General features: G+C 68.3%; 15 protein-coding genes. 11 read left to right on the forward strand and 4 right to left on the reverse strand.

The genetic code is table 11. The annotated features are described in order from the left end of the window. Positions 1 to 10: 10 nt before the first annotated feature. Entirely contained in the window at positions 11 to 814 is an 804-nt protein-coding gene (locus tag G524_RS0106015) for an SDR family oxidoreductase (RefSeq protein ID WP_027442903.1), read from the forward strand. A gap of 42 nt (positions 815 to 856) precedes the next feature. Here the strand turns inward: G524_RS0106015 and G524_RS0106020 are convergent, their stop codons facing one another. Continuing rightward, positions 857 to 1,990 carry a hypothetical protein gene (locus G524_RS0106020; protein WP_027442904.1) on the reverse strand — a complete coding sequence of 378 codons (1,134 nt, stop codon included), beginning with the start codon at positions 1,988 to 1,990 and terminating at the stop codon, positions 857 to 859. Further along, a complete protein-coding gene (locus tag G524_RS0106025) occupies positions 1,990 to 2,289 on the reverse strand; it encodes a 4a-hydroxytetrahydrobiopterin dehydratase (protein ID WP_027442905.1) in 300 nt (99 codons plus the stop codon). The genes G524_RS0106020 and G524_RS0106025 overlap by 1 nt, the downstream gene beginning before the upstream one ends. A gap of 105 nt (positions 2,290 to 2,394) precedes the next feature. Between G524_RS0106025 and ccmA the strand changes: the two genes are divergently transcribed. Genes ccmA through G524_RS0106040 form a run of 3 tightly spaced genes read left to right on the forward strand, consistent with a single transcriptional unit; the run spans position 2,395 to position 4,324 of the window. Beyond that, positions 2,395 to 3,015, forward strand: coding sequence for a heme ABC exporter ATP-binding protein CcmA (ccmA, locus tag G524_RS0106030; protein WP_027442906.1), 621 nt, complete (start codon positions 2,395 to 2,397; stop codon positions 3,013 to 3,015). Further along, a complete protein-coding gene (locus tag G524_RS0106035; protein WP_027442907.1) occupies positions 3,012 to 3,662 on the forward strand; it encodes a heme exporter protein CcmB in 651 nt (216 codons plus the stop codon). The genes ccmA and G524_RS0106035 overlap by 4 nt, the downstream gene beginning before the upstream one ends. Then, complete coding sequence (locus G524_RS0106040) at positions 3,662 to 4,324, forward strand: hypothetical protein (RefSeq protein ID WP_027442908.1); 663 nt, start codon at positions 3,662 to 3,664, stop codon at positions 4,322 to 4,324. Before G524_RS0106035 ends, G524_RS0106040 begins: the two co-directional genes overlap by 1 nt. Before the next feature lie 21 nt (positions 4,325 to 4,345). Here the strand turns inward: G524_RS0106040 and map are convergent, their stop codons facing one another. Together map and G524_RS15140 are read right to left on the reverse strand one after the other, a co-directional pair. After that, positions 4,346 to 5,173: a type I methionyl aminopeptidase gene (gene map, locus G524_RS0106045; RefSeq protein WP_027442909.1), complete on the reverse strand. Its 828-nt coding sequence runs from the start codon at positions 5,171 to 5,173 to the stop codon at positions 4,346 to 4,348. Between the two features lie 32 nt (positions 5,174 to 5,205). Next, on the reverse strand, positions 5,206 to 6,090 hold the full coding sequence (locus G524_RS15140; protein ID WP_051220937.1) for a PdaC/SigV domain-containing protein: 885 nt from the start codon (positions 6,088 to 6,090) through the stop codon (positions 5,206 to 5,208). An 85-nt stretch (positions 6,091 to 6,175) separates the two neighbouring features. On the opposite strand from G524_RS15140, the gene G524_RS0106055 reads away from it, so the two are divergent. The 7 genes from G524_RS0106055 to G524_RS16560 all read left to right on the forward strand — a co-directional run. Next, positions 6,176 to 7,561, forward strand: a complete 1,386-nt coding sequence (locus G524_RS0106055; protein ID WP_027442910.1) for a leucyl aminopeptidase family protein — start codon at positions 6,176 to 6,178, stop codon at positions 7,559 to 7,561. A gap of 123 nt (positions 7,562 to 7,684) precedes the next feature. Next, positions 7,685 to 8,077 (forward strand): hypothetical protein, encoded by a 393-nt coding sequence (locus tag G524_RS15145; RefSeq protein ID WP_051220938.1) that lies wholly within the window; start codon positions 7,685 to 7,687, stop codon positions 8,075 to 8,077. Between the two features lie 5 nt (positions 8,078 to 8,082). Beyond that, positions 8,083 to 9,009 (forward strand): N-acetyl-gamma-glutamyl-phosphate reductase, encoded by a 927-nt coding sequence (gene argC / locus G524_RS0106065; RefSeq protein WP_084625068.1) that lies wholly within the window; start codon positions 8,083 to 8,085, stop codon positions 9,007 to 9,009. Positions 9,010 to 9,226: 217 nt separating this feature from the next. Beyond that, entirely contained in the window at positions 9,227 to 9,565 is a 339-nt protein-coding gene (locus G524_RS0106070) for a P-II family nitrogen regulator (RefSeq protein ID WP_027442912.1), read from the forward strand. A 66-nt stretch (positions 9,566 to 9,631) separates the two neighbouring features. Continuing rightward, complete coding sequence (gene glnA, locus G524_RS0106075; RefSeq protein ID WP_027442913.1) at positions 9,632 to 11,041, forward strand: type I glutamate--ammonia ligase; 1,410 nt, start codon at positions 9,632 to 9,634, stop codon at positions 11,039 to 11,041. 159 nt (positions 11,042 to 11,200) lie between these two features. After that, a complete protein-coding gene (locus tag G524_RS0106080; protein ID WP_051220939.1) occupies positions 11,201 to 12,160 on the forward strand; it encodes a calcium/sodium antiporter in 960 nt (319 codons plus the stop codon). Between the two features lie 178 nt (positions 12,161 to 12,338). Continuing rightward, positions 12,339 to 12,596: IS5 family transposase (locus G524_RS16560; RefSeq protein WP_036857661.1), on the forward strand; the 258-nt coding region annotated here is incomplete at its 3' end.

Genomic DNA, 12,596 nt, shown 5'->3' on the forward strand with positions numbered 1-12,596 from the left:
GGCATCGGCAATGACGCAGCGCAGCATCTTCATCACCGGCGGGGGATCGGGCATCGGCCGGGCCACCGCACGCCATTTTGCCGCGCGCGGCTGGTTTGTCGGGGTGGGCGATATCAACGAGGCCGGGATGGCCGAAACGCTCGCGCTGATTTCCGGCGAGGCCAAGTGGGCCGGCCGGCTCGACGTGCGCGACCGGGCCGCCTGGGACAAGGTGCTGGCTGAATTCGCCGCAGCCGCCGGCGGACGGATCGATGTGCTGCTCAACAATGCCGGGGTGGGCACCGGCGGCTCGCTCGCCGAGCTTGATCCTGACGAGATCGACCGCTGCCTCGACATCAATCTCAAGGGCGTGCTCTATGGCGCGCAGGCGGCCTATCCCTACCTCAAGGCGAGCGCGCCCGGCTCGGCCCTTATCAACCTTGCCAGCGCCGCGGGGATTGCCGGGAGCGCGGGGATGAGCGTCTATTGCGCCACCAAGTTCGGGGTGCGCGCGGTCTCCGAAAGTCTCGATGCCGAATGGGCAGAGGACAAGATCAAGGTTGCCTCGGTCTGCCCCGGCTTCATCGATACCCCGCTTCTCAACGGCACCGGCAACCGCAAATCGAACGAGCCGATCCGCGAACGGGTGAAAGCGGCGGGGCTGGAGATCACGCCGGTCGAGCGCGTCGCCGAGGCGGTGTGGGAGGCGGTCCACGGCGACAAGCTCGATTATTTCGTCGGCGCCACCGCGAGGCGTATGGCCTTTGCCAAGCGCTGGATGCCCGCGCGGCTGCGCAAGCAGCTCAGAAGCAGCGTAAGGCCGCTCGGGCAGTAGGTTTTTGCGCCCACCCTGCGGCCGCGCGTTCGCGCGTGCGGATCAGCGCAGGCTTGCCATCACCGCCAGCCCCTCGGGCGAAAGGAAGGGGCGCGCTGCGACCCAAGGGAGCATGATCTCCTCGGTGCAGGCAAAGGCGACATGCGGGAACTGCGGGACGAACAGAGGGCCTTCGCGGGCAAGGCCGATCTGCCAGCCCATGCCCTCGCCCGCCATGGCAAGGCACTCCGCCCTATCCTCCCGATCGGGAAAGCGGGCCAGCACGGCGCGCAGCAGTGCCTGCGACAGGCCGGCAATCGGGAGCGGCTGGCCCGGTTCGGGATCCCATTCATAGAACAGCAGCACGCCCGGCGAAAACCAGCTGGCCGGATCGACCTCCTGCCCGCTGCCACGATCAAACACCGTGAGCGTGCTGAAGTGGCTGGGGTGGGCACCGCCGCAGTAGGCCGATCCCGCGTGGCGCACGGTCAGCCAGCGCGCGGTGAGCAGCACCGGCACCCGCGCCTCCTCGATGGAGCCGCTGATCCCGGTGGGCAGCGACTGGCCGAGGCATTGGCCCATCGCGTCCGCCGCCGTGCCATCAGGCAGGGCCGCGGCAAGCGCGCGGTTGATCGCCGCATCGCCGGGCCGCAAGGGATCGAGTTCGAAGGATGCGATGATATAGCCATCAAGCCCGGCGCGCTCCGGCCCCTGATAGGCGAGCGCGGTATAGGCCGTGCCTTCCAGCGCGGCCCGCTCTGACCTCACCACGCCGCCGCCGAGCAGCGGATCGAGAAAGGCGCTCGTCTCGCACGCAGAACCATAGGGGGGCAGCCTCACCGGCACCGCCGTGAGGCGGATCGGCACCGCCCTATCGCCCTTGCGCCAGGTGCCGGTGAGGGTGTCGCCCGCGCCCGGCTCCAGCTCCCATGCTGCGCCGGTCTCATCCTCGCGCCCGGCCGTTTCCGTGAAGGTCGGCCTATCGCTCTCCTCGCGCGCCACCAGGCGCAGCGGCACGCGCGCCTCATCGCTGTAATAGAGCCCGTCGCGGGTATATTCCTCGCCAAAGCAGGCGGTGATCGCCTGCGTGCCCAGCGTGCCCTTCCAGATGCGCCCTTGCGGGGGCGCGGCCTCCTCCCCCGCCGCCGGGGCGAGCGCGGCCAGCACCAGCGCGGCAAGGGCCGCGAGCGCGCGCATCACACCAGCGCGTCGATCGCGCGGGCAAGCCGCACATCGCGCTGCGACAGCCCGCCGCTGGGGCCGGCATCATGGGTGGTGAGCGTCACCTCGACCTTGGCATAGACATTGAACCATTCGGGGTGGTGATCCTGCGCCTCTGCAAGCAGGGCCACCCGGCTCATGAAGCCCCAGGCCTCGGAAAAATCGGCAAACTGGAAGCTGCGCGTGATCGCCTTGCCTTCGCGCGTGAGCGTCCATTGAGGGTGCTCGGCAAGCAGCTGGGCCACCTCATCAGGGGCAAGTTCGGGAACGGGCATGATTCAACTCCGCAAGGGCAAACGCCGCACCGGCCAGCGCCGCAGGGCCGCCGGCAAGCGGCACGGCTTGTTTGGCCCTTGCCTTTTCCCTAACGCTCCGCCGCAATGCAAGCGTCCCGAGACCATGCCCCGCTGCTCGCCGCCGAAGGCCTCGCCTGCCGCCGCGGCGCGCGGCTGTTGTTCCGGGGCCTGTCCTTCCGGCTCGAAGGCGGCGCGGCCTGCCACGTCACCGGCGCCAACGGGGCGGGCAAGACCACGCTGCTGCGCACCTTGGCCGGGCTTGCCAGCCCCTTTGCCGGGAGCGTCACGCGCGCCGGCGCTGCGGGTTTGCTGGCCGAGCGCAGCGGGCTTGATCCCGAACTGCCGTTGGCACGCGCGCTCGCCTTCTGGTTCGCGCTCGACCGGGTGGAGGATGCAGGCGCAATCATGGCGCGCCTGCGGCTCGCGGCGCTGGCCGAGGTGCCGGTGCGCTATCTTTCGACCGGCCAGCACAAGCGCGCCGCGCTCGCCCGCCTGCTCGGCCAGAGGGCGCCGATCTGGCTGCTCGACGAGCCGCTTTCGGGCCTCGATGCCGCGAGCCGGGCGCTGGTCAGCGAGCTGGTGCAGGCCCATTGCCAAGGCGGCGGGATCGCGCTCATCGCCTCGCACCAGCCGCTCGATGTGCCGGGGATGACGAGCTTTGCCATCGAGGACTTCGCCCCTGCTCCGCAAGAGGAGCAGGCATGATCGCCGCCCTCCTGCGCCGTGACCTTGCCCAGTTCTTCCCCTTCACGGCAAGCGGCGCGGCGCTTCCGGTGATCTTCTTCATCGCGGTGGCCATGCTCTATCCCTTCGCGGTCGGGCCGGATGCGGGTCTGCTCGCCCGCACCGGCGGCGGGGTCTTGTGGATCGCCGCGCTGCTCGCCGCGGTGCTGCCGCTCGACAAGCTGGTGGCGCGCGACATCGCGCTCGGGGTGTTCGATCAGCTGCGCCTGCGCGGCGTGAGCGAGGAGGCGATGATGGCGGTGCGCCTTCTTGCCCATTGGCTGAGCTTCGGCCCGCCGCTGATGCTCGCCACCTTTCCCGCCGCGGCGCTGCTGAAGCTTGAAGGGCCGGCCTTCGATCTCCTCATCCTCGGCCTTGCCGCGGGCACCCCGGGGCTGGCGGCGATCGGGCTCATCATCGCCGCGCTCACCGCAAGCTTGCGCGCCGGCGCCGCGCTTTCGGGCCTGCTGCTCATCCCGCTCGCGCTCCCCATCCTGATTTTCGGCGCCGGCGCGCTCGCCCGGCAGGATGCGGCAAGCCTCGGCTTTGTCGGGGCGATCAGCCTCCTGCTCGTCGCGCTTGCCCCCTTTGCCGCGGGCGCGGCGATCCGCGCGGTACGGGAGGGCTGATGCGCGCGCCCGAAAGCCACACCCGCGGCCACCTCCTCATGGGCCGGATCGCGCTGGCGCTCCTTGCCTTCGCGCTCCTTGCCTTTGCGCTCAAGGCCATCGTCCATCCCGAAGTGCGCCTGCGCTACACGCCGATCGTGGTGATCCACGCCGCCAGCATGATCGCCTGGCTCACCCTGCTCGCCAGCCAGAGCTTTCTTGCCGCGCGCTTTCGCCTTTCCGCCCACCGCGCCTCCGGGCGCGCCAGCCTCGCGCTGGTGGGCGCGATGCTGGTGAGCGGCACGGCGATTTCCTGGCGCATCGGCGCCGGGCTTGGCCGCCCGGAAGTGACGGTGGTCAACCTTGCCGCCTTTGTCACCTTCGTGCCGCTCTATCTTGCCGGCCTGCGCCATGCCCGCCGGCGCGAGCTTGCCGCCCACCGCCAGGCCATGCTGATCGCCACGCTCGCGCTGATGACCCCGGCCTATGCCCGGCTGGTGCAGGTGGCAGGCCTGCCCGATCCGGTGGCGATCGCAATGCAGGTGCCGATCACCGTGATGGCTGCGGCAGGATATGACTGGGCGCTGCACGGGCGCGTGACGCGCCCGACGCTCATCATGCTCGGCTTTTCGCTCGGCGTAGTGGCGGTGATGGTGGGGGTGCTCGCCCTGTGGTTCCTCTAGGCCGCGCGGCGCGGCGCGGGGCTAGAGGTAGGGCGGGCAATCCCGGCCCATCGGGCTCTTGGTGAAGATCTCGCAGCCATCCTCGGTGATCCCGATCGAATGCTCGAACTGGGCCGAAAGGCTCTTGTCGCGCGTCACCGCGGTCCAGCCGTCGGACAGCACCTTGGCCCAGGGCTTGCCGAGGTTGATCATCGGCTCGATGGTGAAGAACATGCCTGGCTTCAGTTCCGGGCCCGTCCCCGCCTTGGCGGCGTGGATCACCTCGGGCGCATCGTGGAACAGCCGCCCCAGCCCGTGCCCGCAGAACTCGTGCACCACGCTGTAGCGGTGCTTGGCCGCATGGGCCTCGATCGCCGCGCCGATATCGCCGAGCCGCGCCCCGGGCCTGGCCGCAGCGATCCCCAGCATCAGGCACTCATAGGTCACCTCGACCAGCCGCCGGGCCTTGAGCGGGGGTTCGCCGGCATAGAACATGCGCGAGGAATCGCCGTGCCAGCCATCGACCAGCGGGGTCACGTCGATATTGAGGATATCCCCATCCTTGAGCACCTTGTCGCCCGGGATCCCGTGACAGATCACATGGTTGATCGAGATGCAGCTCGAATGGGCATAGCCGCGGTAGCCCATCGTCGCGGGCACTGCCCCGGCATCGAGGATCATCGATCGGATCGCAGCGTCGATCGCCCCGGTGGTCACCCCGGGCTTGACCAGCTCGGCGCAGGCATCGAGGATCTCGGCCGCCAGCCGCCCGGCCTTGCGCATCCCGGCAAAGCCTTCCGGCCCGTGGAGCTTGATGGTCCCGTCACGATAGACGGTCTCATTGCCTTCAACGATCTGATATTCGTGCATCGCCGTTACATAGCGATGCCGCGGCCAAAAAGCTATGCGCCGCGGGCAAAGGCGCTGCGATATTGGGGCTTGACCGCCTTAACCACCGCATCGGTCACCGGCAGCGTCACCTCATAGGGACCTTCGGCGTAGGAGCCGGCGACATAGGGCGCAGCGATAAGGCCGATGCGGTTGAAGGCCTTGCCATCGGAGGAGCCGAGCAGCACGGAAAGATCGGCGATCGGCGGGCAGGGGAAGAAGCCATCATCGCCATAATCGGCGCCGAGCCGCCTCTTGCGTTCGGCCGCAAGCGCGCGGCACCAGCGCGGCCCCAGCGCCTCCTGCAACGCGGCCGGGGAGAGGAACAGGGCTTCAGGCTCCAGCGCTGCCTGCGCCTCGCGATCCCACACCAGCGCATCAAAGCCCGAATTGCCATGCGCCCCGCCAGTGAAAAGATAGATTTCCGCCGACAGCGAAAGGAACCGCGGCAGATCGGCCACCACCTTCCATTCCTTTGAAAAGGAAAGGCTATAGCAGGCGGCGCACTCCTCGTTGTCGGCTTCTGACAGGAGATCGGCCCAGTTCTGCTGCTGCTCTGCCAGCGCGCTGTCACGCTCCTGCGCAAGCCGCGCGGCGAGCGCCGGGATGGCCGAGACCGCGGCGGGCCATTGGTAGGAAAATTCGCGCATGCGGCCCTTGTTTTCGGCGTCCTCGGCGTTGTCGGCAAACACCTCTGCCTTGGCCGGGGCCGGGGCGATGGCGGGCGCCTTTTGGCCCTGCGCCGCCGCGGCAGGGGTGGCGGCCACCCCGGCCTTGCGGGCGATCTCCTCGGGCGCGGAACAGGCAGAAAGCACGCCCGCTGCGATGAGGGCGGTTGCTGCCAGCCCCGCTGCCCGCAGGCCGCCAAGCCGCTGCTGCCAATGTTTCACGTGGAACATTTGTTGAACGCCCATGCCCCTCCCCCACTAAGCAGCGCCGCGAATCGGCTGGTGACAAGCCTGGCCTAAGGCTTATGGAGCAGGCATGAACGAAGCCAACAGCCTGATCCGGCCCGATCGCGGCGAGGATGCGATCGCCATCCACCTTGTGACCAAGGAAGAATGCGAGGCCTTTGCCAAGGGCCTTGCTCCCGCCCAGCGCGCCAGCCTTGCCGCGCAGAAGTTCGAGGGCAGGCCCACCGAGGTGGCGATCCTGCCCGATGGCGACGGCTGGTTTGCGGTGGGCGGCGTTGCCAACCGCGCGAGCCTCACCAGCTGGTGCCTCGCCCGGCTGGCCGAGGAACTTCCCGAGGGCAGCTATCGCCTCGCCAATGCCGAACCGGGCGCAGCGATGTTCGGCTGGGTGACGGGGCAATACCGCTTTTCCCGCTACAAGAGCGAAGACAAGGCAGCCGGGGAGCGCGTGCTTTTGACCGGGCAGGTCGGGCAGATCGGCGCGATCCTCGCCGAGGCCGAGGCCGAATGTCGCTTGCGCGATCTCGTCAACACCCCGGCCGAGGAACTGGGCCCGGCCGCGCTCGAGGCCGAGTGCGACAAGCTCGCCCGCGCGCACAAGGCCGAGCTTGCGGTGGTGCGCGGCGAGCGGCTCGAGCAGGAATATCCGATGGTTCACGCCGTGGGCCGCGCCGCAGCGCGCCACCATGCCCCGCGGCTGATGCACCTTTGCTGGGGCAATCCTGCCGATCCGGTGCTGGCAATCGTGGGCAAGGGGGTGTGCTTTGATTCGGGCGGGCTCGACATCAAGCCGGCCTCGGGCATGCGGCTGATGAAGAAGGACATGGGCGGCGCGGCCCATGCCCTGGCGCTCGCCGGGCTGGTGATGGGCGCGGGGCTGAAGGTGCGCCTGCACCTCCTTGTTCCGGCGGTCGAAAATGCCATTTCCGGGGGCGCCTTCAGGCCCGGCGATATCCTCAAGAGCCGCAAGGGGCTGACGGTCGAGATCGACAACACCGATGCCGAGGGGCGGCTGATCCTCGGCGACGCGCTGACCCGCGCCTCGGAAGAGGGGCCCGATCTCATCGTCGATTTTGCCACCCTCACCGGCGCGGCGCGGGTGGCGCTGGGGCCCGATCTGCCGGCGCTGTTCGCCCGGCGGGACGAGACCGCCGAGGCCTTTCTTGCCGCGGGCAAGGCCGCCGATGATCCCGCCTGGCGCCTGCCCCTGCCCGAGGCCTATCGCGAATATCTCTCCTCGGACGTGGCCGACATGTCCAATTCCTCGAGCCACCCCTATGCCGGGGCGAGCGTGGCCGGACTGTTCCTCGACCGCTTTGTCGGCGAGGGGATCGACTGGGTGCATTTCGACACCTTCGCCTGGAACCCCTTCCCCCGTCCCGGCCGACCGCGCGGCGGGCGCGGGCTGGGGCTGCGCGCGGCCTGGCACGCCATCCGCGCGCGCTATGGTGGCTGAGCGGGGGGCGGCCGAGCGCGGCGCTGCGGCGCGCTTGCCCCGCGCCGCGCTTGCCGCTAACGGGCCTGCCACGCCGCCGCGGGGGAGTGGGCGCCGGCGCAAGGACAGGTCGACGGAAAAGCAATGAGCCGCGCAGGGCGCAATCCAGCCGAATATGCCGTGCCCGAAGGCGTGATCGGCCTTGCCGGGCCGGTCGAGCGCCCGGCCCCCGGCGCGCTGCCGCTGCGCGGCGATCTTGCCCATATCGCGCTCGCCGGAACGCACCTCGCGGCCCATTACGTCATCCCCCATATCCGCACCCTCGGCCCGGCGGGCACGGGCCTGCGCCTTGCTCCGCGCGCCGATGCCGAGGTTTTTGCGACGCTCGCCCCGGGCAGCCGCTTCGAGCTTCTCGATATCGCGGGCGAATGGGTGTGGGGCTGCCCCGGGCCGCAGGGACCGGCGGGCTGGTGCCCCGCGGCCGATCTCGCCCCAGCCGAGGGCGCTCCCGCCCCCGACGCGCCCCCCGAGGGCTGAGCGCGATGCACCGGGTGTTCATCGACGGGGCGGCGGGCACCACGGGCCTCGAGATCCGCGCGCGGCTCGAAGGGCGCGGCGAATTCGAGCTCATCCTCCTCGATGAGGCCCGGCGCAAGGACGGGGCGGCCCGGCGCGCGGCGCTCCACGCCGCCGACATCGCCATCCTGTGCCTGCCCGACGAGGCGGCCAAGGAGGCGGTGCGGCTGGCGGAGGGCGCGGCCACCCGGATCATCGATGCCTCATCCGCGCACCGGGTGGCGCCGGGGTGGGTCTATGGCTTTGCCGAGCTGGTGGGACGCGATGCGATCGCCAATGCCCGATTTGTGAGCAATCCCGGGTGCTATCCCACCGGCTTTCTCGCGCTCGTCGCGCCGCTGGTGCGCGCCGGCCTCATCCCGGCCGACTGGCCATTCACGGTTCATGCGGTGAGCGGCTATTCAGGCGGGGGCACGGCGCTGATCGCGCGCTTCGAGGCCGAGTCTGACATTGCCTTTCGCGCCTATGGCCTTGGCCTTGCGCACAAGCACCTGCCCGAGATGCAGGCCCATGCCGGCCTTGCCCGCCCCCCGGTCTTTTCTCCCGCGGTGATCCCGGCCCATCGCGGCATGGTGGTGGAGGTGCCGCTGGCGCTGGCGGCGATACCGGGCCGGCCCGATCCGGCCGCGCTACACGCCGCCTTGGCTGCAGCCTATGCGCAAAGCCCGGTGGTGCGCCTCGCCCCGCTCGGCCCGGCGCCCGCCGAACTGCTGCTGAGCAAATCGTCTGCCCCCTGGGACGGGCTTCACCTTCACGTCTTTGCCGCCCCCGATGGCGCCCAGGCGCGGCTGGTCGCCGTGCTCGACAATCTCGGCAAGGGCGCCAGCGGCGCGGCGATCCAGAACCTCAACCTGATGTGCGGCCTGCCCGAGACCGCGGGCCTTGTGCTGTGAGGCGCGCGTCTGCCCAAAATTTGGGCAGAGCCCGCTCAGATGCTGTGCACCATTGCGCGGCGCACCATAATCTTGCTAACCGGGCTGCGCGGGCGAAAGACAATCCCTGTCGGCACTTGCTCTGCGGCAAGGATCGTTCACCGCTCCGGCCAAGGGCTTGGCACGGTTCTTGTAGGGTGTCGGGCCAGCATTCCCGCCAGGCGCAGATGGGGACACAGTGAAAAAGATCGAGGCGATCATCAAACCCTTCAAGCTCGACGAGGTGAAGGAGGCGCTGCACGAGATCGGCGTCTCGGGCATCACCGTCACCGAGGCCAAGGGGTTCGGCCGCCAGAAGGGCCATACCGAGCTTTACCGCGGGGCCGAATATGTCGTCGATTTCCTGCCCAAGGTGAAGCTTGAGGTGGTGGTTTCCGATGACCAGGCCGAGCGCGTGGTCGAGGCGATCGCCGCCGCCGCGAAGACCGGACGGATCGGCGATGGCAAGATCTTCGTCACCGCGATCGAAAGCGCGCTGCGCATCCGCACCGGCGAGACCAACGACGACGCCATCTGATCACCCACCCTCTCCTGCCCGCTGCTGGAGCGGGCCGGCCATGACAACCTTGGAGGCAAAAGCAAAATGTCGAAAGCAAAGGACGTCCTTAAGAAGATCAAGGACGAGGAAATCGAATGGGTCGATCTGCGCTTCACCGATCCCAAGGGCAAGTGGCAGCACCTGACCATGTGCGCCGGGGTGATGGACGAGGATGCGCTTGAGGACGGGTTGATGTTCGATGGCTCCTCGATCGCCGGGTGGAAGGCGATCAACGAGAGCGACATGATCCTCAAGCCCGACCTTTACGAAACCTGGGTCGATCCTTTCAGCGCCACCCCGATGCTGATCATCAACTGCGACATCGTCGAGCCTTCGACCGGGGACTGGTATGGGCGCGATCCGCGCTCGACCGCCAAACGCGCCGAGGCCTATCTCAAATCCACCGGGATCGGCGATACTGTCTATGTCGGCCCTGAGGCCGAATTCTTCATGTTCGACGATGTGCGCTTCCACGATGGCTATGCCGGCTCGGGCTTTGCCATCGACGATGTCGAGCTGCCGACCAACACCGGCAAGGAATATGAGGGCGGCAACCTCGGCCACCGTCCGCGCGCCAAGGGCGGCTATTTCCCGGTGGCGCCGGTCGATAGCGCGGTCGATATCCGCGCCGAGATGGTGGCGACCATGCTCGAGATGGGCCTGCCCTGCGACAAGCACCACCACGAAGTTGCCGCCGCACAGCACGAGCTGGGCCTGACCTTCGGCACCCTGGTGCAGACCGCCGACCGGATGCAGATCTACAAGTATGTGGTGCACCAGGTCGCCCATGCCTATGGCAAGACCGCGACCTTCATGCCCAAGCCGATCAAGAACGACAACGGCTCGGGCATGCACACCCACATGTCGATCTGGAAGGATGGCAAGCCGATGTTTGCCGGCAATGAATATGCCGGCCTGTCGGAAATGTGCCTCTACTACATCGGCGGGGTGATCAAGCACGCCAAGGCATTGAATGCCTTCACCAACCCCACCACCAACAGCTACAAGCGGCTGGTGCCGGGCTTCGAGGCGCCGGTGCTGCTGGCCTATTCGGCGCGCAACCGTTCGGCCTCGTGCCGCATCCCCTATGGCGCGGGCGAGAAGGCCAAGCGGGTCGAGTTCCGCTTCCCCGATGCGCTTGCCAACCCCTACCTTGCCTATGCGGCGCTGCTGATGGCGGGGCTTGATGGGATCGAGAACAAGATCCACCCCGGCGAGGCGATGGACAAGAACCTCTACGATCTGCCCCCGGCCGAGCTGGCCGAAGTGCCGACCGTGTGCGGCTCCTTGCGCGAAGCGCTCGACAGCCTCGCGGCCGATCACGAGTTCCTCTTGAAGGGCGATGTCTTCACCAAGGACCAGATCGAGGCCTACATGGAACTGAAGTGGGAGGAGGTGATCCGCACCGAGACCACCCCCTGCCCGGTCGAGTTCGACATGTATTATTCGGCCTGATCCCAGGGTCTTCAGCCGAGACGCACGGGGGGCGGGAGGAGCGATCCTCCCGCCCCTTGCGCTTGGGGCTTGGCCGGGGCGCCCCAGCCAAGCGCCCTTCTTTTGCCGGGCGACCTTCGATAGAGAGGCGCAAGCTGCCGCAAAAAAGGTTTGTTGCGCGTGACCCATTCGATCCTGCTCGTCCTCGGCGGCCTGGTCCTGCTGGCGCTGGGCGGCGAATTGCTGGTGCGCGGCGCGGTGGGGATGGCGGCGCGGCTTGGCATATCGCCGCTGCTCGCCGGGCTCACCATTGTCGGCTTCGGCACCTCGACCCCCGAACTTGCCACCAGCGTGCAGGCCGCGCTCGCCGGCGCGCCGGGGATTGCGCTCGGCAATGTCGTGGGATCGAACATCGCCAATATCCTGTTGATCCTCGGGATTTCGGCGCTGATTCTGCCGCTGGCGGTCAACCCTGCCTCGTTCCAGCGCGATTCGCTGGCGATGGGCGGCAGCGCGCTGCTGTGCACCGGGGCGGTGCTGCTGGGCACCATCGCATGGCCTGCGGGGCTGGTGCTCACGGCCTGCCTCGTCGGCTATATCTGGTGGGCCTACCGCTCGGAAAGTGCCGCGCACGATGCCGAGGCCGAGCGCCATGCCCACGAGGTCGAGGATCGCCCGGTGCCGCCCGATACCGGCCCGCTGGTGCTTGGCGGCATGATCATCGCCGGGCTGGCAGGGGCGATCTATGGCGCGCGGCTGCTGGTCGAGGGCGCGGTGGTGCTGGCGAGCGCGGCCGGGGTGTCGGAAGCCGTGATCGGGCTCACCGTGGTGGCGGTGGGCACCAGCCTGCCCGAGCTGATCGCCTGCGTGGTCGCGGTGCTGCGCAAGCACGAGGACGTGGCGCTGGGCAATGTGGTGGGCTCGAACATCTACAACCTGTGCGGCATCCTTGGTCTTACGGCGCTGATCCACCCGATCACGGTGCCGGCCGAGATTGCGCGCATCGATGTCTGGGTGATGCTGGGGGTGACGGCGCTGCTGATCGTGCAATTGCGCAGCGGCTGGCGGCTCTCGCGGATCGAAGGGGCGCTGCTGCTCGCGCTCTATGCCGGCTACACCGCCTGGCTGGCGATGCGGTGAAACGCCGCTCTACACCGGGCGGACAGGAGCCAAGCACAGCCGCATGAGGGCGATCGTGGCTTGTTGCAAACCGGTCACGCCTGCGCAACTAAGCAAAAGTTTCTAGGCCGTAAACTCATAAACTGGCTTGCGTGGACGGCAAGTGATTGATTCAAGGTTCGGGAAAGGAGCCTTGGATATGCGCCGTCGTTTTGACCTGACAGATTTCGAGTGGTCGGTGATTGAGCCGTTGCTGCCGAACAAGAGCCGTGGCGTGCCTCGGGTGGATGATCGCCGGGTGATCAACGGGATATTGTGGCGGTTTCGCACCGGCAGCCCCTGGGCGGACATTCCCGAACGCTATGGGCCTTACACGACCTGTTACAACCGGTTCGTGCGCTGGCGCAAGGCGGGGGTATGGGATCGGCTTCTGGCGGCGGTTTCCCGGGCTTTCGAC

Source organism: Erythrobacter cryptus DSM 12079, assembly GCF_000422985.1.
In the GTDB taxonomy this organism is placed as follows: domain Bacteria; phylum Pseudomonadota; class Alphaproteobacteria; order Sphingomonadales; family Sphingomonadaceae; genus Erythrobacter; species Erythrobacter cryptus.